Genomic DNA, 21,574 nt, shown 5'->3' on the forward strand with positions numbered 1-21,574 from the left:
CCAAAGTCATTTTACGACAGCCCCGCCAGCAGCTCCTGTGCCCGCGCGATGGCCTCGGACTGGTGGGGCTGCAAATCCTGGCCGCCCAGCGCCGCGTGCATCTCCAGGAAGGGATCCACGGTACCCGTCTGGATACTGCTGAGGGTCTCCAGAACCGCCAGTCCGAAAAAGGGCACTGTCCAGGTATTGTAGCCACCCTCGTGGCACAGCAGCAGGCGTCCGCCGCAGTGGCGTCGCGCCGCATCCATCAATTGCCGGGTGAGCGAGCGATAGCCGTCGCTGTGCATCTGCATGCGCCCCAGGGGGTCGTAGGCCCCCGCGTCGAAGCCCGATGGCACGACAATGAGCTGGGGCTTGAACGCGTCGAGGGCGGGAATCACCACCCTTTCCCAGGCCGCCTGGTAGGCCCCCACGCCGGAACCGGGCGGCAGCGGCACATTGATATTGAAGCCCTCCCCCTCGCCGCTGCCGCGTTCGTGCAGGTGGCCGGAGTCGGGCGGGAAGCAGTTGTCCTGGTGCACCGAGATGGTGAGCGCGCGGGGATCGCCATAGAACGCGCTCTGGGTGCCATTGCCATGGTGCACGTCCCAGTCGACAAACGCGATGCGCTCGAGCCCGTAGTGTTCCAGTGCGTGGTAACCGGCGATGGCCGCGTTGCCGAGCAGGCAGAAGCCCATGCCCATGTCGGCCAGGGCGTGGTGGCCGGGCGGGCGCACCAGCGCGTAGGCGTTATCCACCCGGCCTTCCATAATCGCCTCCAGCGCCGCCAGCACACCGCCGGCGGACAACAAGGCAATATCGTAGCTGCCGCGGCCCATCGGCGTGAACGGACCCGCGTCACCGCCGTTGTCGGCGCTCAGGGCTTTCAGTTTTCGCAGGTACTCCGCCGTGTGGAAGCGCAGGATTTCGGCCTCCGTGGCCTCGCGCGGCGCGATGTGATGCAAGCGGGGTGTCAGTCCGGCGACCTCGAGCAGGTTGCGGAAGCGGCGCTTGGTTTCGGGGTTTTCAGCGTGGATATCCGGTTGCACGGGGTTGCCGTAGGGCATCGGTCCGGCGTAGTTGCCCGTGTTGTGCCACATGTACAGTTCGTGGGCGACAAAACCGGTACGGGCTTGTGTGCTGCTCATGGTGTGTTCTCTCCTACATCCACAACGCCATGGACGCTGTGCGGAAAAAAGGGCCCGGCACGCCGGGCCCATACAGGTGGGCAGTGGAGGGTAGCGTCACTGCCCGAGGAAATAGCTCAGGGTTACCCCGTAGGTCCGCGGCATGCCGTAGCTGCGCACATAGGGACCGTTGCCCCCGGTGTAGGCCGCGGGATAGTAGTCCTCGTCGGTGAGGTTGCGCGCCCACAGCAGCGCACGCCACTGGCCATCCTGGGAACCCAGACCCAGGCGCGCGTTGAAAATGGTGTAGTCCTCGGTGGCGTTCTGCGGCTCGGCGCCGCCGGTGGTATCGTCGGTAAAGCTGACGTCACCCGCCACTTCCATTTTCAGGGCGTCGCCCAGCGGCCACTCGTAGCTGACCAACGCGGTGTAGGACCACTCCGGCGACTGCGCCAGTTCGATGCCGGAAACATCGCGGGTTACCGTCACTGGCCACGCGCTTGCGACCGGGTCCACCGCGTCCCACTCGGTGACCTCGGTGTCGAGCCAGGCGATGCCTGCGTTGATCATGAGCCCGTCGATGGGTAGCCACTGCAGGTCCAGCTCCGCGCCGAATATCTCGGACTTGGGCACATTGGTTAGCCCCGAGATATTACCCACGAAGGTCACCGCGATATCCTGCTCCTGCTTGTCCTCGTAGTCGTAGAAGAAGGTCGCCGCGTTCAACTGCATACTGCCATCGAGCAAGGTGGTCTTGGCGCCAATTTCATAGGAGGTCAGCACCTCCTCGTCGTAGGGCTGCAACTGCTGGGTGGTATTGGAGTTGGCGCCGTTGAAGCCACCGGACTTGAAGCCATTGGATATGGTGCCGTAGAGCAGCACGTCGTCGGACAGCGCGTAGTCCAAGCCAATCTTGCCCATCCAGCGCTTGGTATCGATGGTGTCTTTGTATACCTGGAAGGCGTCGTTGACGGCGGGCGTACCAATTACGCTGAAGATATAGTTCGGAGAATCCGGGTTGTCGTTGATCGTACCGCAGTCACCCGGACCGAGCGCCGCGCCAAACTGGGCATTGAGGAACCCGCCCAGCGAACCATCCTCCGCGATGAAGGTGCACCCGGCCCAGTCGCGCTCTTCCTCGGTGTAACGCGCACCCAGCGTGAGCCGCCATTTTTCGGCGAACATCCATTCCACATGACCGAATACCGCCGCTGACTCGGTTTCCTGTTCGTACTTGGTATCGAGCTCGAGGATCGGCGTCGCGGCGAACAGGTCCACGCCCCAGGGAACCGAACCCAGGCCGAATACGGAGTCCGCCATGAAGTAGTGATAGTACTCCTCCATCTCGTCGTGGGAATAATACAGGCCGGCGATCCAGCTGAGTTGCCCGGTGTCACCCGACAGGCGAATCTCCTGCGAGAACACCTCCAGGTCGGTGGTGTTGATATTGCTGGAATCGGTGTAGAAACCACCGTCCCAGTCGTTGGACTCGGTGCGCTCGAACTCGTCGTAACCGGTGATGGCGGTCAGCGTCATCTCGCCGATATCCCAGTCCATCCGGCCCATGAAGCCGGTAAGTTCGTTGTCGCGCTGGGGCCGCAGATTAAAGGTTTTCCCGGTGATGGGACTGGTATAGCTGTTGGTCCAGTCGGCGGCCTCGGCATCGCCGGTGGTGTACCAGGGCGGCGTTTCACCGAAGTGGCTGCCCGTCGGCAGGCGGTACTCATCCAGCGGGGTGTAGGGGTTGCTGAATTCGCCAAGGCCGATGTCGTTGCCGTTATAGGGCGAGTTCGCGCGGTTGTCGGACTGGTCCTTGACGTAATGAGCGATCAGCATAAACCGCAGCGTATCGGTGGCATCGACGTTGATGATACCGCGCACCGCGGTGGCGTCCTTTTCGCCCAGCTCGTCGTCGCGGGAGGTACTCTCCTGCCAACCCTCGCTGGATTGGGTGGTTTTCAGGGCCAGCCGGCCCTGCACCAGATCATTGCCCCCGGAGACGAAACCCTCGAGGTCAAAGGTCTCGTAGGAGCCGTAGCTGCCGATCACCCCGGCTTCGAACTCGCGCGTGGGCTTGTTGCTGATAAAGTTGATCTGGCCCGCGGTGGTGTTGCGACCGTAGAGATCGCCCTGGGGACCCTTGAGTACCTCGACCCGCGCGGTGTCGAAGACCAGGCCACGGGTCATCACCGTATAGGGCATGGCCACTTCGTCGAAGTAGATTCCCACGGTCGAGGAAGCCGCGGTGGAATAATCCTGGAAGCCGACGCCGCGAATCGTATACAGCGGGACCCCGGTCGCCGCGGTTTCGTTGACCGTGAGCCCCGGGGTCATCATCGCCACGTCCTCGGCGGTAAGCACGCCGAAGTCCTGTAACTGCTCTCCGGTAAACGCATTGATGGTAATGCCGACATCGTTGGCGCCCTGCTCCCGCTTTTGCGCGGTAACCACGACCTCTTCGATCTGCGCGGCGAGGGCCGCCTGCCCGGGCGCCATTAACGCGGCCACCACGGCGCCCCACATTGCGGTTTTTTTGCTGGTACCCTGTAAATATCCGTTCATCGTCCAACCCCCCTGGGTGACTGTTTTATCGTTTGTGGAAAATACTGTCCTGGAAAACTGCGAACCCGCGACCTCACCGGCCGCCGGCCTCCCGCAAATAAACGCTTTGTCCCTTGAACACCGTGCGCAGCACACGGACGTCGCTGATCGACTCCGGCGCGATATCGAACAGGTTCTCTGAGAGCACCACGAAATCGGCGGACTTGCCCGCTTCCAGGGAACCGGCCTCTTCCTCCAGGCGCAGCGCCCGGGCGTTGTCGACGGTGAAAATTGCGATGGCCTGCTCCAGCGTGATGGCCTGCTCGGGCCACAGCTCACCGGCGGCGGCGTTTCGTGGGTGGTGCCGGGTAACCATCGCCTCGATGCCGAGCCAGGGATCGATGGTTTCCACCGCCGCCGGCCAGTCCGATCCCGCAAGCACAGGCGCCTTGGCCTCGAGCAGGGTTTTTATCGGGAAATAGTGTTCGCCTCGCGGCCCGACCGCGCTGATCACTGAATCGATGATCGGGGACGGATGCCAGAGGAAGGGCGATAGATCCGCCACCGCCCCGAGTTCCGCGAAGCGTGCGATGTCATCGGGGTCGATAAAGCCGGCGTGGGCCAGCTCGTGGCGCAGGCCGCTGTTGCCATTGGCCTTGCGCGCGGCTTCGATCGCATCGAGCGCGACCCGGACAGAGCGGTCTCCCGCCGTGTGGATCTTGACCGTGAATCCGCGCTTGTCGAATGCGATCAGGTCGCTTGCCAGTTGCTCCGACGACAGGTGCATGGGGCCGCGGGTGCGCTCGGCTCCGGGAGACTCGGCGGTGTACGGCGCCAGCATGGCCGCGGTGCGCGAAGGCGTCGGCACGCCATCCATAAAGATCTTGATAAAGCGGGTATCGACATCGGCGCTGCGATACCTGTCCCTCAGCACGCTGTAATCATCGTAGTTCAACGGCGATTTGCGACTGCCGTAGGGGGTCAGTATCGACAGGGCGATGTGCGCTTTCAGCTCGCCACGACTATCCAGCGTGTTAAACGCCTTTAGCACCGACTCCGGCGCCATCGCGCTTTTCATCGCGGTAATACCAAAGCTGTTGGCAATGCGCACGGACTCCCGCGCCCCTTCCAGCAGCTGGGGCAGGGTCCATTCCGGCAGCAGTGCCTCCACCGCTTGCGCCGGCCCCTCCAACAGCAGGCCGTTGGGCTCGCTGCCGCCATCGAGGCGAACAATGGTGCCGTCTGCGGGGTTGGGGGTATCCGCAGTGATTCCCATCAGCGACAGCGCCTTGCTGTTCAGCCAGGCGTTGTGGCCACTGTCGTCGCTCAGTACCACCGCCTTGTCACCCGACACCTCGTCCAGCAGTTGCTTCGGCGACGGGACATCGAAGCGGTCGAAGAACGCGCTATCCCACTGCCCGCCGCGAATCCACACCGCGTCGGGATTGTCGCGGACACAGGCGGCAACCGTCGACGCGACGTCCTTCGGTGTGGCGCTGAAGGGAAAATTGCATTCGTACAAGGTTTTGATACCGCCCTTGAGCGGATGCACGTGGGCGTCGATGAGGCCCGGCAGGACCATGGCGCCACCCAGGTCCTCCACCCGTGTATCGGCGCCCCGTCCAGCGAGCACCTCGCGGGTATCGCCGACCGCGACAATGCGACCGTCGCGTACCGCAATGGCCTCGGCCCACGGCCGGTTCGGATCGAGCGTATAGATTTTTGCGTTGGTGTAGATATGGTCCGCGTCCGGCGCCGCATGCACCTGAACCAGGCCGGTCAATAGCAACACTGCAAGAGCCATAAACTGCTTTGCTCTCATCGTTATTATCTCCTGAATGAGTTTGGGTAGGCAGTATGGGTATCGATACTACGCCTGCGTGGCTGGCGCGGTGTTGACAAAACGGGCCATTCACTTGACCGGCAGGGCGTGTTTGCGGAACTAATTGTGTGCAGGGACGCACGCGAAAAGTGCATAGCGCGGCCGCCGAGACCCGCGTAGCTTCTCGAGATTAAAACCGGAGAGGTATTGGGAAATTTCTAGGGACGTAGAAGTGTCGCGCTATGTTCGCGGTAAGCCTGCGGGGTCTGCCCGACCCAGCTGCGAAATGCGCGGCTAAAGGCACTGAGTTCCGAATAACCGAGTTCAAAGGCTATTTCCGACAGGGGCATATTGGTCTGGCTCAGGTAGTACTTGGCACGCTTTTCGCGCGCCATTTTCTTGACCTCCTGAAAGCTGTACCCCTCATCCGCCAATCGGCGCCGCAGCGTACGAGGCGACATGGCAAGCCGTTCGGCAATACGCTCCAGCGTAACCGCTTCGTCGCCCCCGACGCGAATCAGTTCACGGCAAAGGATATCGACAATCCCCTGCCCCGAATGCTTGGAGCCGAAATAGGTACGCAGCGCCTGCGTCAAAACATCGTGCAACAAGCTGTGACTGGTATAGAAACGCTCCCGCAGGAAAGCGCTATCGAAACGCAGCATGTTTTCCGCGGTACCAAACCTGACCGGCGCATTGAAGAATGCCTCCAGCGCCGCTCTGTTGCCGGCGTCGGCATGCGTGAAACTGGCCTCTATGATCGGCATTTGTCGCCGCGTGGCGGTACCGAGCGCCTGTACCAGAAATGCCGACAGGTACTCGTTCAACTGGCGTGCCTCTACGCCTTGGTTGGCCAGAGTACGATGCGCGAATTCAGCATGGTGCTCGTCAAAATCAAAGCGGGTTTCAATCGCGGTATCGACGAAGCGGTCATAGCGACACAAACAGCGAATACCCTCTGCCACATTTGACGCCGACACTACGGCGAGGATAAGCAGGCTTGACGCTTCGTAATGATAGCTACGCGCCATATCAAGGCCGAGGGTGGAATTATCGCTGCAGCGTGCCGCCCCCTCCAGCAACCGGCAAACTGTCGGCACGGGCAGGGGTTTATCAAATTCATCACAACGGTCAATATCGAGACCGCAACTCAGGAACAAGTCCGAGGGGTCCATGCCGCGATCCATCAGGTGATCACGAACATAGGTAATAAAGCGGGGGGAGAGGGTCGGCTCCATCTGCCGATCGCTGCACTGCGCCTGCAGCGCTTCGCGATCCTTGGATACCGACCCGGGCGTCATAAGTTATACACCGCGCGTCGCGCTAGGGCTCCAATTGGCTGTAGTAGGCAGCCAGTGCGCTGAATTCTTCTTCGCTAAGGCTGGCCAGTGCCGCCTGCATCAAGGAATGCACACGCTTTCCCGACTTGTAGGCCCTGAGCTGCTGCGCCAGGTAAGGCGCCTGCTGGCCCGCGAGTATCGGCCAGTTGTTGGCGACGGGCTCGCCACGCATACCGTGGCACGCCGCGCAGTAGCCCGCGAGGTTCCTGCCGCGTTCGACCAGGTCGGAGTCTCCGCTCGACGATACCTTCCGGGGCAGGCTCGCGTAGTAATCGGCCAGTTCGCGAATGTCCTTTTCATCGAGATTCTTCACGAAGGGCATCATCGCCGCGTTCTCGCGGGTGCCATCGCGGAATGCGGTGATCTGCTCAGCAAGGTAGTCAGCATGCTGGCCGGCAAGGTTCGGCCACTGGGGGTTGATCGATTCGCCCTGCTGTCCGTGACAGGTGACGCAGTTCGCTGCCTGGCTCGGGGCCTGCGCATGCGCGCCAGCGGCCAGGACCAGCGAAGCGGCAGCCAGCATTCGACATAGACGGTATTTCATTGGTTTCTCCCAGACGCGTCGCTCAGTGTGCGCAGTAATTCGACGCGGTAATCGTCAACTTCATTGAGCGGCTGTTGCCGCATCCTGCCGATCTCGGCGGCTGAGTAGGGCTGAAAGTCACTTGCCAGGCTGTCACCTGAAAACTCCAGCACGATCCAGTTCAGCACAGCGGCCAGGCGCGTATCGTCCAGCGCCGAGGTAGCCGAGCCGGGTACCCGTACCAGGTATTCCCGCCCTTGCTGACTTTGCAAAAAAACGCCGACATGACCCTTCATGCGCGGCACCGAACCGGCGCCGGCGCCGTCCGGCGCGTGACAACCCTGACAGTTCATCTGGTAGTCGAAATGCGCCTGCCGGTACGCGCGGCTGTTTTCGGCGGCAGTGCCCGAGGCGCTTGCCGGCAAGCAACTACACAGCAGCAGGGCCGCAATGGCGGCTTGCACTTTTGTCATGAATCTTCCAGCGCCACACCCACAACGATCGCCGTGGAACAGTGGTAGGCCGCACTGCTGGTGCCCAGGCACCAGTTGATATCATTGGTGGCATCGGGCCGATAGGGAGGCCGGTCGCCCTCGTCGCGCTGGCACAGACAGGCCCCACAGGACGATTTACCGCAACAGTCATTGTAGGAAATGACATAGTTGCGCCCATCAGCGGGGTTCAGGCAAGTGCCGATCCAGGTTACCGGTGACATCTCCGTGCCCGGGGGGCAGGTATTGGCGCTACCGCCGCAACAATCGCACAGGAAACCGTCGATGGCGCAATAGCGCCAGTAATCACAGCTGCTTGGGTCGCCCTCTTCCACCGGCTGCCCCGGATTGCCCGCGGCACTAGCGCGGGCGACCGGCAGCAGCGGTATGGCGGCGCTGCCCACCAGCAGCGATCCCAGGCCCTTCAACAATCCCCGGCGCGAGCTGCGCTGGGCCAGTTCACGGCTGCGCTGTTCCATCATCCTATCGAGAAACTTCATGCCTTGTCCGCCTCCACATACTGTACGCCGCTGCGCTTATTCATATAGTCCTGTATCGATGCCACCTTGAGTTCCTTGGCCTCGAACAGGCTGTCGAGATGCTCCCGCGAGTTAACGATACCCATGGATGCGATCGCGCCCTGCTCGTCGATCAGCACGGCGTAGGGCAACTTTGCCACGCCGTAGGTTTTACCCAGCAGTTCCGACACCACATAGGGAAACTGTTCCAGACCCTTGCGCGCCACGTAGCCCGCATGATCCTGGTCACCGTCACTGGCAAGCACCACCTGCAGCCAGCTCGCCTCGGAACGCGCCGCCGCTTTCAGCGCCGGCGTTAACTCGTTGCAAATGGGGCAATCCGGCGACAGGAAAAACAGCAGCCGCGCACGGCCATCGCCCTTGCCGCCCACCGCCAGCGATTGACCGTGGAGGTCTCGTACCGCCACTTCCGGCGCCGCGGACCCCACTGACAACTGCTGGTTCATCATCAACGCGCCGGCGGGCGCCACGCGCTCGTAGAGCACGCCAATCTGCCGCGCCAGGGCGAAGTTCACCAACACCATCGCCAGGAAGCCGATCCACAACACGATGTTGGATACCACCAACCAGTCCATCCTCATACCCCTTTTGTCATGCGTTGCGCATTGCTGATCAATTGTTCGCTGCACAGGTACAACAGCGCCAGAAAGCCACCCACGACGGTGGCGGCCGTCAGCGTGGCGATTACACCAAAGGGTCCCGGTGTCAACGGGATCGCCACCAGGCACAGGGCGATGCATACCAGATTGCGTACCACCAGCGCCGGGCTTAGTAAAACGTCCGCCGCCGGACCGGCGCAGCCACAACGCATGTCGCGACGCCCCTGCAGCAACTTGCTGCCCATCAGCAAGGCGTAGGCCAGCAGCAGCCCGGCCGCGCCGGCGAGGGCCAGCGCGCGAGAGGCCGGCAGTAGCATTAGCGCCGTCAGCAGCGCCTCGGCGGCGGCCAGTGCCGCAATCATCGGCACGGGCACCTGCAAGCCACCCAGATAGGCCGCCACCAGCGAGCGGTAAAAACCGAGGTTTTTGAACTTGTGCCACGACGACACGCCCAGCAACCAGGCGGTGAACAGGGTTATACCGTAGGCAAGCATATCGAGCATGGGCAGCCCCGCCTATTCCGCCCGGTAGAGCATCAGCGGGGTTTCCTGGCCGATATCGGTAATCGTCTTGATGTAGTCACCGCTCTGGGCGTCGTACAACTCCATGCCCATATTCACGGGGTTGGTCACCAGCAATTTCGGTTCCTTGCCGCGACTCACGGTGATGCTCAGGCCCCATTCCTTGAGCGCGATACGCGCCACCCGCGCCTGCTTCTTCGGATCAAATACCCAAACCTCGGGGCCACCGCCATTTTGGCTGCCGTCCTGTGCATCGGGATGCATCAATACGTAAAAACGCCCCAGGTCGTCCTCCGCGATGATACCGATGCCCGCGGGTGCCCAGCGCTCGGCGCGCTCGGCCTCGGGCACCAGGTGCCAGGCCTCGCCCACTTTCGCGGTTTTGCCGCTGAAGTCCACCGGCCAGACCATGCCGTCGAAACCGGGGAAATACCCCGTATCGTTGATGATGGCCGCGCGCTCGAAAATCGGGTTCACGTCGGTACTGAAAAAGGCGTCGGTGCGCACCTGTTGCGCGATGCTGCCGTCCCGTTCCAGCGAGGTCGACATAAACCGCCCGTCGGCGCACAGGGAACTGAAACCGCGATCGCCGCTGGGGTAAACGAAAGTACATCCCGGTGTTGGGACCTGGCTGATGATTTCCCGCTTCTCGAGATCGATCAGGGTCACCGATGCCGCGGGACTGAAGTTGGCGATCGCCAGCCAGCGCTGGTCGTTCAGCAGCAACAGCGTTTCGCGGCTGGGCATCCCCATGAAGCGTTTTTTGCCCGGCAGGAAAACCTCCGCCACCGGCGCCAGGCTCTGCTGATCCCAGATCGTCAGGTAATCCTTGCGCTCACCGCGCGTGCCGCGCTCGTGAAAGGTTTCAACGGCATAGATTTCCCCGCGCCGCGCGGAGTGCAGGATGTTACCCATCAACGCCACATTGAAGGTGCCCTTGACCTGTTCGGCGACAGTGTCCTCGGCGCTATCGATCACGTAGACCTTGCCGTCGGACATATGAAAAAAAGCCGCGTCGTGCACCAGGAACCAGCTTTCCGGATAGGTGGCGGGCAGCGTTTCAATCACCCCGATGGGCTCGATGGGCAGCGGCGGCGGGCGATCTTCGGCCCCCGCGGCGGTTGGGGCTAAAGACACCAACAATCCGGCCGCGGGCACCAAGGCCCACCTTTTCAGCGCTTGGTACATAGTGATTCCCTTGTTTTTCTTACCGAGTATAGTTGCCTGCGAAAAAAAAGCACCAACTCAGGCCTTGCTGATCTGCAGCGTCTGGATGCTGGTGTACTCCTCGAGGCCGTAACGGCCGAACTCGACGCCGAAACCGGATTCCTTAACGCCGCCAAAGGGGGCGTCCGGCTGTATCATCGCGTGGTTGTTGACCCACGCGGTACCGCACTCGAGGCGCGAGGCCAGCGCCGCCGCCCGGTCGAGATCACCCGACCACACCGAGCCGCCGAGACCGTTGGGGCTGTCGTTGGCACGGCGCAGCGCATCTTCGACATCCGTGTACTTGAGTACCGGCAGGATCGGCCCGAAGGGCTCTTCGCGCACCAGCCGCGTGTTCTCGTCGATATCGGCGACAATGGTCACCGGAAAAAAGTAGCCGGGACCGGGCAGCGGCTGGCCGCCGGTCAGGATGCGCGCGCCGCTGGCGCGGGCCTCCTCGGCAATGGCGCAGACCTTGTCGAACTGCGGCTTGTTTTGCACCGGACCAAAGTCGACCTCGCCGTCGCCAGGGCCGGTTTTGACGCTGCCGGCAATGTCCGCCAGGGCCTGGCACAGCTCGTCGTAAATATCTTCGTGCACGTACAGGCGCTTGAGCGCGGCGCAGGTCTGGCCGTTGTTGATCAGCGCGGTGGCGAAGATCTTCGGCGCCACCGCCGCCACGTCGACATCCGGCAGCACGATCGCCGCGTCGTTGCCGCCGAGTTCCAGGGTGAGGCGTTTGAGGTTGCCGGAGGCGCCCTGCATGATCTTCTTGCCGGTCGGCGTGGAACCGGTGAATACGATCTTGTTGATACCCGGGTGATTGGTCATGGCGGCGCCGAGACTGCCGTCACCGGTGACGATATTGAACACGCCCGGCGGCAGGATGTCATTGATGATCTCGGCGGCGCGCAAAGTGGTCAGGGGCGTGAATTCCGAGGGCTTGATCACCACGGTGTTGCCGCTGCGCAGCGCCGGCATGGTGTGCCAGATGGCGATCAGCAGGGGGTAATTCCAGGGGGTGATGGAACCCACCACGCCCAACGGCTTGCGGTGTACTTCAATGCGCGCTTCATCGTTGTCCTGAATGACTTCCACCGGCAGCTCGAGATCCGCCGTCGCGTGGCACCAGGCCACCGTGCCGCCCAGCTCGAACTGGGCGCCGAGCCCGGCGAAACCGCCCAGGGGCTTGCCCTGCTCGCGCACCAGCAAACCGGCCAGTTCCCCGGCGTGCGCCTCCAGCGCCGCGCCAATGGCGTGAACCATTTCAGCGCGCTCCGCGTCGGGACGCGCGCTCCACGCGGGAAAGGCTGCGCGCGCGGCGTCCACGGCCCGGTTGAGGTCTTGCTCCGTGGCTCGCGGGCACTGGGCAATGACTTCCTCGGTGGCCGGATTCAGTACCGGGAAGTGCGCGTCGGTATCGACCTTTTGTCCATCAATGATCATCTGGTATTCAGACATGGCGAACCTCTACTTCGAATTATGGTGGCACGAGTTGCCAGACATGCATTGAAGCAGGTCGGCGCACCGCTGTCTTGTCTTTGCGGGAAACTGGCGCTTGTCTGTCGAAGAAGCTCGCCTTCGCGTTGGGCGGGCTGTTGAACAAGGACCCGCGCTATTGCTGGGAAGCGGGGTCACCCGTCGCGGCGACAGCTGGTCGCAGGCGCCGCCAGTGATCCACCAGGGGCACCAGGATCAGCAGGTAGGAAAGCACGAACAGGCCGACACCGGCGATGATCACCGCGGTGTAACCGCCCTCGGGAAGCAGTGAACCGGCAAACGCCGGCCCCACCGACAGACCGAGCATCTGCGCCGCGACGGCATGGGTCACCACGCGCCCGTGGCGGTCGAAACTGGCCATGGCGGCCAGCAGAAAGGGATGGGTCATGTTCCAGGCGAAGTTGTACAGGCAGACGGTGAGCGCATAGACCGCCGCGGTAAAAGGCCCCAGCAGCACCAACAGCACCAGCGCGCCTCCCAGGACGCCCGCCGCCAGGGGGCCCGCGCGTCCCAGGCGGTTGCCCAGCAGCACCGCCACCAGCGCCCCGGCAATACCGAGGAACTGAGACAGCATCAACCCGTTGGCGACCTGTTGTTCGAGCAGGCCCGCGTTCATGCCGATCAGGAACAGATAGGCCCAAATCACGCCCTGGGCGAAGAAGTAGGTGAACATGGCCGCGACGGCCAGCCAGCGCCCGGCGGCCGGCAGGTCCACCGCATCCGCCTCGACCACTTCGTGATCGGTCAGCGAGGCGGGCACGGCGCGCACAAACAGCAGGCCGCTGGCGCCAAACAGCGCGAAGCAGGCGATCAGCCCCTCCACCCCGATGGCCGCGATCAGCGAGGGCATGGCCCACAGCCCCAGGGCGCCGTAGGTCAACACCCCCATGATCAGGAAACCGAAATTCCTGTCCGGCTTTTCGGTCAGCCCCACCTGGGTGAAAGTCAGGGATACCAGGCCGCCCGAACCGAGCCCGGCGAGAAAGCGGCAGGCGGTAAACAGCAGCGGATCGCGGGTCAGCAGCGACAGCAGGTTACCCAGTACAAACACGCCGATGGCGGCCACCACCACGCGAAAAGCCGGGGTGCGCTTGCCGTGCAAGGCCAGGGCCACGGTGGTGAGCGCAATACCCCACACTTCCGCGGAAGCCACATAGCCGACCTGCTGCTCGGTGAGGCCGAAGCTGGCGACGAGCCCCTGGACGAAGCCGGGCTGCACGATGAACACCGCGGCGCCGATGGTACCCAGGTAGATCACCCCGAACAGCGCCGAGGGACTGTTGATGTTCAGCGCCCTTTCGGGTTTTGCTATTGTTGTCATTATGATCGACCTCACACGGTGAGTGATCTGGCATTATGCACAGTTTGACACGCCACCAGCATCCGTCAGAAGTATGATAACAACAGTGGACACCCAGTTTCCCAACCGCTTCCAGCAGGAGAGCCTGAACCTGCTGGAACGCCTGATCGAGGTCGACTCCTCGGGTTTCTATCTGGTGGGGCCCGATATGCGGCACAGCGGCGTGGTGCTGCACAATATCGCCCCCCAAGCCGGCCGCGACTATTCACAGCGCTACCAGTTCAGCGACCCCCTGCACCCGCGACACTTTCGCCACAGCGAGGTGCGCCTGGTCAATATCGACGAGGTTATCGGCGAGCCGGAACTACTGGCCTCGGATTACTACCAGTCATTCATGGCGCCGATGGGGCACCGGCACGTGACCGATATGTTCTTTCGTCGCGACGGCGACATCGTGGCCATCATGACCCTGTTGCGCTCGCCGGAATCGGGCCCTTTCACCACAACGGAGCTTGAGATGCTGCGCTCGCTGCAGCCCTTTCTCGAGTACGCGCTCAATACCACCTACATGCCGGCGCGGTACCGGCAGCGGGATTCCATACAGGAGCGCTATCATCTCACGGCCCGCGAACTGGACGTCGTCGAACGGGTGGTGAGCGGCGCCAGCAACAAGCATATCGCCCGCGACCTCTCCCTCGGCCTGGCCACGGTAAAGACCCACCTGCAGCATATTTTCCACAAAATGGAGGTCACCTCGCGGACCGCGCTCAGCGCCCGGGTATTGCGCGAACTGGGCGCCGACAACTGAAACGCGGCCAACTCCCGGCGCACTCGCATAATACTTTCGGTGGATAGCCTGCCCGCGCGAAATCATCTAGGTTTAAAAAAGATCACATCGCGGAGGAAGGATCATGTTGGGAAAACTCGAGGGTAAAGTCGCCATTGTCACCGGCGCGGGCCAGGGTATCGGGGAAGGCATCGCCCGGGTGTTCGCCGATGCCGGCGCAAAGGTCATTGTGGCAACCCGCTCGTCCGGCAATGGCCAGGAAACCGTGGATACCATCCGCGCCGGCGGCGGCGAAGCCACGCTCGTACAGTGCGACGTGGGCTCCAGGAGCGCCATCAGGGACCTCGTCGAGGCCACCCTCGACACCTACGGCACCGTGGACATCGCGATCCACAACGCCGCGGTCTACCCGATCCACTACATCGAGGAACTCACCGACGAGGTACTGGACAGGACTCTCGACGTCAACATGAAGGCCGGGGTATGGCTGACGCAATACTGCCTGCCGGAATTCCGCCGCAAACAGTGGGGACGGGTCATTTTTACCTCCTCGGTCACCGGCCCCACGGTCGCCATGCCGGGCACCGCCCACTACGCCATGTCCAAGGGCGGGATGAACGGCTTCATTCGCACCGCGGCTCTGGAGTTCGCGCGGGAGGGCATCACCGTCAACGGAGTCGAGCCCGGCTATATTCTGACCCAGGCGATGTCCGCCCTGGGCGACGCGGAGGAACTCAAGGCCATGGCGGCCTGCATTCCCCGGGGCGAGCTGGGCGTACCGGAGGACATCGCCAACACCATGCTGTTCCTGGCCGCCGAGGAGGCGGGCTACATCACCGGCCAGACCATCGTCGTGGACGGCGGCTCCACCCTGCCCGAAAGCCAGGTGGTCATGGACGGGTTTTACGCGGAGCGCGGCTGAAGGCCGCCGCTAACACGGGGAACAGATACGATGACAGGCAACGAACGCAACACCCTGCTTGAAAGGCGTTTTCGCGTCCTCGGCAGTCACTCACCCCTGTTTTACGAGGAGCCGCTGCACCTGGTGCGCGGCGAGGGGGTATGGGTTTACGACGCCGATGGGCGCCGCTACCTGGACGTCTACAACAATGTCCCGCACGTAGGTCACTGCCACCCCCGCGTGGTGGAGGCCATCGCCCGCCAGGCGGCGACATTGAATACACACACGCGCTACCTGCACGACAATATCGTCAACTACGCCGAGCGCCTGACCGCTAAATTCCACCCCTCGCTGAACATGGCGATGTTCGCCTGCACCGGCAGCGAGGCCAACGAGGTCGCGCTGCGCATGGCGCGGCACGCCACCGGCAACGAAGGTATCATCGTCACCGACTTCGCCTACCACGGCAACACCGCCGCGGTGGCGGAGCTGGGCACCGGTTTCATGCCCGAGGCGCAGTCCACCCAGCGCGTCGCGAGTTTTCCGATTCCCGACAGCTATCGCACGCCGCAAGAACTCAGTGGTGACGCACTGGCGGATTACTACGCGGACACTGTGCAACAAGCCATCGACACCCTGCAATCCCGCGGGCTCGGCGTGGCTGGCATACTGATCTGCCCGGACTTCGCCAACGAGGGCCTGGTCTACGAACCACCAGGCTTTCTCGCCAAGGCCATCGAGCGGGTGCGCGCCGCGGGCGGACTGTACATCGCCGACGAGGTCCAGGGCGGGTTCGGCCGCACCGGGCACCACTGGTGGTCGCACGAGTGGGCCGGGGTCACCCCCGACATCGTCACCCTGGGCAAACCCATGGGCAACGGCCACCCGATTTCCGGCGTTATCGCCAGCGAGCACTTGATTGAAGCCTTCGGTGAATGGGGCATGTATTTCAATACCTTTGCCGGCAACCCGGTGTCCTGCGCGGCCGCCGCGGCGGTGCTGGACGTGCTGGAGCAGGAAAATTTGCTGCAAAACGCCGTCGACACCGGCGCCTGTGTGGCGCGCGGCCTGCGCGAGCTGCAATCGCGCCACGCGCTGATTGGCGACGTGCGCGACAAGGGCCTGTTTTTCGCCATCGAACTGGTGCGCGACCGCGATACCCGCGAGGCCGCGGGCGCCGAGGCCCGCCAGGTCGTCAACGCCATGCGGCGCGAGGGCGTGCTGATCAGCAGCATCGGCAAGCAGGACCAGATCCTCAAGCTGCGGCCGCCCATGCCCTTCCAACGCGAGCACGCCGACCGGCTGATCGAGACCCTGGACACCTGCCTGACACAGGTCACGGAGGCGCGCCGTGGATAACTTCGATACGCTCGACGCGGAACAACAAACCGCGCGACTGGAACAATTGGTGCGCAACGCCCTGCCCCTCTGGGGCCTGGAATCCAGTGAATTGCAACTGATCAAGTTTCGTGAAAACGCGGTGTTTCGCGTGCGCGCCGCGAACGGCGAGCAGTACGCGCTGCGAGTCCATCGCCACGCCTACCACAGCGACGACGCGCTGCGTTCGGAACTGCAGTGGATCGACGCACTGGACACCGCGGGCATCCGGGTGCCGGCGGTTATCCCAACCCGCGACGGTCGTCTGTTCGCCCATGTGCGGACCGATGGCGTGCCCGGGGAGCGCCAGGTGGACCTGTTCGAATGGGTGCAGGGGCGCCAGCTCGGGGCCGTGGAGGACGGCCTCGACGCCAGCCAACCGATCGCCACGATCTACGGCACCATCGGCGAACTGGCCGCGAAGCTGCACAACCAGGCGCTGGACTGGCAGCTGCCCGACGGTTTCCGCCGCCACGCCTGGGACGCCGACGCCCTGGCCGGCGAAGAGCCCCTGTGGGGCCGCTTCTGGGAGCTGCCGGCCCTCGGCGACGCTCAGCGCGAGCTCTTGCTCACCGCGCGGGACCGGGTCCACGCCGACCTGCTGCGCTACCAGGCGGACCCGGCCAACAGCGGCCGCTACAGCCTGATTCACGCCGATTTCGTCGCCGAGAACCTGCTGGTGGACGGCAGCGAGGTGCGCCTGATCGACTTCGACGACGCCGGCTTCGGCTGGCACCTGTTCGAACTGGCCACGGCGCTGTACTTCGAGCGCGGCGAAGCGCACTTCGACCAGGCCTATGCGGCACTCGTCGAGGGCTACCGCCGTTACCGAGCACTGCCCGATGAGCAGCTGGCGCACATGCCCCTGTTTTTCGCCGCGCGCAGCTTCACCTACCTGGGCTGGGTCGCCACGCGTCCCGAGACCGAGACCGCGCGCACCATGACACCGGCGCTGGTCGAGATGTCATGCCAGGCGGTACGGGATTACTTCGACGCCGGATCAGCCTGACGCGCGGATTCACCGACAGTGCCGAGACCGAAAGACGGCGGAATGAATTCCGCCCTACAGGGGGTAATCTCCGCGACGGGTGTGGGCCGGATTCATTCGACGCAATACCGGCGGAATGAATCCCGCCCTACAGGGGTAATCTTCAGGACGGGTGTGGGCCGGATTCATTCGACGCAAAATCGGCGGAATGAATTCCGCCCTACAGGGGGTAATCTCCGGGGCGGGTGTGGGCCGGATTCATTCGACGCAAAACCGGCGGAATGAATTCCGCCCTACAGGGGGTAATCTCCGGGACGGGTGTGGGCCGGATTCATTCGACGCAAAACCGGCGGAATGAATTCCGCCCTACAGGGGTAATCTCCAGGACGGGTGTGGGCCGGATTCATCCGACGCAAAATCGGCGGAATGAATTCCGCCCTACAGGGGGTAATCTCCGGGGCAGATGTAGGGTCGAATTCATTCGACCAAAAAAAACGCCGCGGTTTACGCGGCGTTTTTTTCTGCCTCCCGCCAGGACACGCCTGGCGGGACAACCCTAGCAGGGCGCCCTTGGCCGGGCGCCCCTGGCCGGGCGCCTCAGAAGCTGTAACGCGCCGAGACACCTGCCCAGCGCGGTTTGCCGTAGGCCTGCTGGTTGAAGCCGAAGGAGCCGGTGAAGTCGAAGGTGTACACCAGGTATTCCTCGTCGGTCACGTTGTTGACGAAGGCGGACAGGATCCAGGCATCACTGGGGCTCGCCCATTCCAGACGTACATTGGCCAGTGAGTAGCCCTCTTCCTGGGCAATATCCGGGTTCTGGATATCGAAGTAGGTCTCGCCCTGGTAGGAGTAGGTCGCCAGGGCGGCCATGGTGCCCTCCATGAAACCCCACTCGTAACGCGCGGAGGCGTTGAGCGACCAATCCGGGGCGGACACCGCGGTGCGGTCCCGGGGCACACCAGCGCCGTCGGGCACGTCTTCCACCGTGGTGTCCAGGTAGGCCGCGCCCAAGGCCAGGTCGAGCCCCTCCATCGGCGCCGCGGTCAGCTCCAGCTCGCCGCCCCAGTACTGACCGTCGGTGTTGAAGATCACCTGGTTAAGCAGCTCGAAGCGGAAGGTCTGCAAATCCGAATAGTCGTAATAGAACGCGGCGCCGTTCAGGCGCACCAGGCCGCCGGCCAGGTCGCTCTTGAAACCGACCTCGAAGGCGTCGAGCACTTCCTCGTCGTAGGGCACCGTCTCCGGTACGTTGCTGGCGAAGATGAAGGTCTCGTCGAGGAAGCCGGTGTTGAAGCCGGCCGACTTGGTGCCGCGCGAATAGCTGGCATACAGCAGCAGGTCGTCCGCCGGACGCCAGTCCAGCTCCAGCTTGCCGGTCACGTTGGTCTCGTCGTGCTTGGCGAGGCTGCCCACCGTGTCGGTGCTGAAGAAAAAGGTACTATCGGGCAGCGGGCGGGTCGGGGTCAGCGGGAGGTTCCCGGCCGCGGTTTCCGCGGCGAAGATACCCGAGCGATCAAAGCCCTGGTAATCCAGTTCCTTTTCCTCGGAACTGTAGCGCAGGCCGGCGATAACGCTCCACTGGTCATTGATGGCGAACTCGTACTGCCCGAATACCGACCAGGACTCGGTGTCCTGGGTCATATCAGTGTCCAGGAACACGAAGCCGAGCCCCAGGGCGTCGAGGGTATAGGTCGCCTCCACTTCGCTGTCGTAGTAGTAGACACCCGCGACCCACTGGCTGCGATCGTCGCCGCCGGAGAGGCGCAGCTCCTGGGTAAACTGGTCGGTCTCGGCCGGGAAACTCGGCGCCAGGGGCACGGGGCCGGCGTCGGTGTCCTCCTCCTGGGTCCGCTCCACCGTCTGGTAGGCGGTGATGGAGGTGAGGGTCAGCGAGTCGTTGAGATCCCAGTTGATGGTCGCCGCGCCGCCTTCGGATTTGACGTAGACAGTGCCCTCGCGGTCGTAGTCTCCCGCCCAGGGATCACCGTCGGTGTCGCTGTAGCCGAACACATCGCAGCCGGGGCAGGTTCCCCAGAAGTCCTCGTTGCCGGGCAGCGCCACGGAAGTAAAGCCATCGGCGCCGAATTTGGTGGACTGATGCTGCCAGGCGCCCACCTCGGCGTCGTTCTTGGCGTAATTGGCCGACAGCAGCACGTCGAAGGTGTCGCTGGGCACCCACTTCAACTGGCCGCGAGCCGCCCGTGACTCGAGACCGTTGTAGTCCCGCCCCAGGCGGTTTTTCACGTAGGGGTCGTAGTCGTGGGTGGCAACCGACAACCGGCCCATCAGGGTGTCGGAGATCGCGCCGCCGATCGCGCCCTCGAACTTCACCTCGCTCTCTTCACCCAGGGTCAGATCGGCATAGCCGCTGAACTCCTCGGTCGGCGGTTCGGACAAAAAGTGCACCAGGCCGCCGGTGGTGTTGCGACCGAACAGCGTGCCCTGTGGCCCGCGCAATACCTCCACGCGCTGGATATCGAATAGCTGGAAGGACAGACCCGCCATGGCCCCGCGGTACACCTCGTCCATGTACACGGCCACCGGGTTTTCGTTGGCATCGGTAAAGTCGTTGAGACCGACGCCGCGCAGGAAAAAGTTGGTCTGGCTGCCCTCGGCATTGGGCGTGGTGTAGTTCAGCCCCGGCGTCATGGTCACGATGTCGGTACTGCTGGTCATGCCCAACTCGCGCAGCTTGTTGCCGGAGAACGCGGTCACCGAGATGCCGATATCCTGCATGCTCTGCTGGCGCTTCTGGGCGGTAACGACCACTTCCTCGAGTTGCTGGGCCGCCACCGGGCCCGCCGCCAGCAGTGCGAGGCTTACCGCCGCACTGAGTCGGGTTCTTGGTATTCCAGTCTTATCTTTCTTCATCTCGCTACCCTCTTTGATGTTTTTTTGGATGCTGACAGCACGAGGCAGGTACACGGCAGCCGCGGCCGTGACCTCTGTCCAATGCACTGTGTTAACCCTACAACCGATCGCCCCTCCGAGAGTTGTCTCTGAGCGAAACTGGAGCTTGGCTCAGGGGGAATCCCTGCCTCAGGTTTTCGCCGGTATTGCCGCCTGGCCGCGGCGATAGCGGGCCGGGGAATTGCCGAACACGCGCTTGAAGGCGCGGCTGAAGTGCGCCGGGTCCTTGAATCCGAAACGGTAGGCGATATCCGCGATGGAGTAGCGCTGGAACGAGTCGTTGTCGAGCGCCTGGCGGCAGGCCTCCAGGCGCATCGCCAGAATATACCGCGACACCGAGGTGCCCTCGTTCTCGAACAGCATATGCAGATAGCGCGTGGATATGCCCAGGGACTGCGCCGCCCACGCGGGACTCAGGCGTTCATCGTGAAGGTGGCTGCGAATGAAATGCTTGATGCGGTGCAGGTGCTCGCACTTGACGCCGACCTCCAGGCGCTCGCGCCGCTCGGCCTCCTGGCTGTGGCTGAGGGTGGTCGCCAGCAGGTCGATGACATTGGCCTCCAGGCGCTGCGCCAGCACGCCGTCCATATCGTCGAGCCGGGCGGCAATGGAGGTTACGAACTGGGAAAACAGGCCGTTGGCCCCGACCTGGGCGTCCCTGCGCACCCCCAGGTGACGCTCGGGGTGGTGCAGGCAATCCTCCATGACGGGCTGCGGCACTGCCAGCACCACCTGGGAATACTCCGCGGCGAAATGCAGTTCGTAGGGCTCGGAACTCAGGCAGACCGTGAAATCCCCTGGCCGCAGGTGGGCTTCCAGGCCCCGGTGGCGAACCAGGCTCTCGCCCTCCACCTGGACCTTGACCAGGTACTGGGTGTCCGCCACCTGGCCGATATGGCTGCGGCGACGGTAGACGTCCAGCGGCGAACTGCGCACGGCGGCAAAGCCCACCTCACCCAGCTGCCGGCGCTCGACGTAGCCGCGAAAGTCCTTGCGTCGCGCGCTGGGCATTTCGCAGGCCATCGGGAAAAACACCTCGCAGACCTGGTTGTCGAAGGCCTCGAAGTCCTGCAGGTCAGCTTCCGGCAGTCTCATGGATTCATTCATGTCCACTCCCCGGCGC

Annotated in this window: 18 protein-coding genes; 4 read left to right on the forward strand and 14 right to left on the reverse strand. The window is 63.3% G+C overall.

Annotated features, from left to right (window positions below; translation table 11 throughout):
- Positions 1–11: 11 nt before the first annotated feature.
- From JYP50_RS12075 to JYP50_RS12130, 12 genes are all read right to left on the reverse strand, one after another.
- On the reverse strand, positions 12–1,127 hold the full coding sequence (locus JYP50_RS12075) for a class II histone deacetylase (protein WP_206560786.1): 1,116 nt from the start codon (positions 1,125–1,127) through the stop codon (positions 12–14).
- 96 nt (positions 1,128–1,223) lie between these two features.
- Complete coding sequence (locus tag JYP50_RS12080) at positions 1,224–3,668, reverse strand: TonB-dependent receptor (RefSeq protein ID WP_241263097.1); 2,445 nt, start codon at positions 3,666–3,668, stop codon at positions 1,224–1,226.
- 73 nt (positions 3,669–3,741) lie between these two features.
- Positions 3,742–5,469: an amidohydrolase gene (locus JYP50_RS12085; RefSeq protein WP_206560787.1), complete on the reverse strand. Its 1,728-nt coding sequence runs from the start codon at positions 5,467–5,469 to the stop codon at positions 3,742–3,744.
- Positions 5,470–5,687: 218 nt separating this feature from the next.
- Positions 5,688–6,770: an AraC family transcriptional regulator gene (locus JYP50_RS12090; RefSeq protein WP_206560788.1), complete on the reverse strand. Its 1,083-nt coding sequence runs from the start codon at positions 6,768–6,770 to the stop codon at positions 5,688–5,690.
- Between the two features lie 22 nt (positions 6,771–6,792).
- Positions 6,793–7,353, reverse strand: a complete 561-nt coding sequence (locus JYP50_RS12095) for a c-type cytochrome (RefSeq protein WP_206560789.1) — start codon at positions 7,351–7,353, stop codon at positions 6,793–6,795.
- Entirely contained in the window at positions 7,350–7,805 is a 456-nt protein-coding gene (locus tag JYP50_RS12100) for a c-type cytochrome (protein ID WP_206560790.1), read from the reverse strand. The genes JYP50_RS12095 and JYP50_RS12100 overlap by 4 nt, the downstream gene beginning before the upstream one ends.
- Positions 7,802–8,323, reverse strand: coding sequence for a methylamine dehydrogenase light chain (locus tag JYP50_RS12105; protein WP_206560791.1), 522 nt, complete (start codon positions 8,321–8,323; stop codon positions 7,802–7,804). Before JYP50_RS12105 ends, JYP50_RS12100 begins: the two co-directional genes overlap by 4 nt.
- The gene (locus tag JYP50_RS12110; RefSeq protein ID WP_206560792.1) at positions 8,320–8,937 is read right to left on the reverse strand and encodes a redoxin domain-containing protein; all 618 of its coding nucleotides are present in this window, start codon (positions 8,935–8,937) and stop codon (positions 8,320–8,322) included. The genes JYP50_RS12105 and JYP50_RS12110 overlap by 4 nt, the downstream gene beginning before the upstream one ends.
- Before the next feature lie 2 nt (positions 8,938–8,939).
- Complete coding sequence (locus JYP50_RS12115; protein WP_206560793.1) at positions 8,940–9,464, reverse strand: MauE/DoxX family redox-associated membrane protein; 525 nt, start codon at positions 9,462–9,464, stop codon at positions 8,940–8,942.
- A 12-nt stretch (positions 9,465–9,476) separates the two neighbouring features.
- On the reverse strand, positions 9,477–10,619 hold the full coding sequence (locus JYP50_RS12120) for an amine dehydrogenase large subunit (protein WP_206560794.1): 1,143 nt from the start codon (positions 10,617–10,619) through the stop codon (positions 9,477–9,479).
- 108 nt (positions 10,620–10,727) lie between these two features.
- Positions 10,728–12,149 carry an aldehyde dehydrogenase family protein gene (locus JYP50_RS12125; RefSeq protein WP_206560795.1) on the reverse strand — a complete coding sequence of 474 codons (1,422 nt, stop codon included), beginning with the start codon at positions 12,147–12,149 and terminating at the stop codon, positions 10,728–10,730.
- A gap of 154 nt (positions 12,150–12,303) precedes the next feature.
- Positions 12,304–13,509 carry an MFS transporter gene (locus JYP50_RS12130; RefSeq protein ID WP_206560796.1) on the reverse strand — a complete coding sequence of 402 codons (1,206 nt, stop codon included), beginning with the start codon at positions 13,507–13,509 and terminating at the stop codon, positions 12,304–12,306.
- A gap of 73 nt (positions 13,510–13,582) precedes the next feature.
- Between JYP50_RS12130 and JYP50_RS12135 the strand changes: the two genes are divergently transcribed.
- The 4 genes from JYP50_RS12135 to JYP50_RS12150 all read left to right on the forward strand — a co-directional run bounded on the left by JYP50_RS12135 (position 13,583) and on the right by JYP50_RS12150 (position 17,562).
- Positions 13,583–14,296, forward strand: coding sequence for a helix-turn-helix transcriptional regulator (locus JYP50_RS12135; protein WP_206560797.1), 714 nt, complete (start codon positions 13,583–13,585; stop codon positions 14,294–14,296).
- A gap of 103 nt (positions 14,297–14,399) precedes the next feature.
- A complete protein-coding gene (locus JYP50_RS12140) occupies positions 14,400–15,197 on the forward strand; it encodes an SDR family oxidoreductase (RefSeq protein WP_206560798.1) in 798 nt (265 codons plus the stop codon).
- Between the two features lie 30 nt (positions 15,198–15,227).
- Positions 15,228–16,535: an aspartate aminotransferase family protein gene (locus tag JYP50_RS12145; RefSeq protein ID WP_206560799.1), complete on the forward strand. Its 1,308-nt coding sequence runs from the start codon at positions 15,228–15,230 to the stop codon at positions 16,533–16,535.
- Complete coding sequence (locus JYP50_RS12150) at positions 16,528–17,562, forward strand: phosphotransferase (RefSeq protein WP_206560800.1); 1,035 nt, start codon at positions 16,528–16,530, stop codon at positions 17,560–17,562. Before JYP50_RS12145 ends, JYP50_RS12150 begins: the two co-directional genes overlap by 8 nt.
- A 576-nt stretch (positions 17,563–18,138) precedes the next feature.
- Here JYP50_RS12150 and JYP50_RS12155 read toward each other — a convergent pair.
- On the reverse strand, positions 18,139–20,412 hold the full coding sequence (locus JYP50_RS12155; protein ID WP_206560801.1) for a TonB-dependent receptor: 2,274 nt from the start codon (positions 20,410–20,412) through the stop codon (positions 18,139–18,141).
- 168 nt (positions 20,413–20,580) lie between these two features.
- The gene (locus JYP50_RS12160; protein WP_206560802.1) at positions 20,581–21,558 is read right to left on the reverse strand and encodes a helix-turn-helix domain-containing protein; all 978 of its coding nucleotides are present in this window, start codon (positions 21,556–21,558) and stop codon (positions 20,581–20,583) included.
- Positions 21,559–21,574: the final 16 nt, after the last annotated feature.

Origin of the sequence: Parahaliea mediterranea (genome assembly GCF_017255185.1) — a bacterium.
In the GTDB taxonomy this organism is placed as follows: Bacteria; Pseudomonadota; Gammaproteobacteria; order Pseudomonadales; family Halieaceae; genus JAFKCZ01.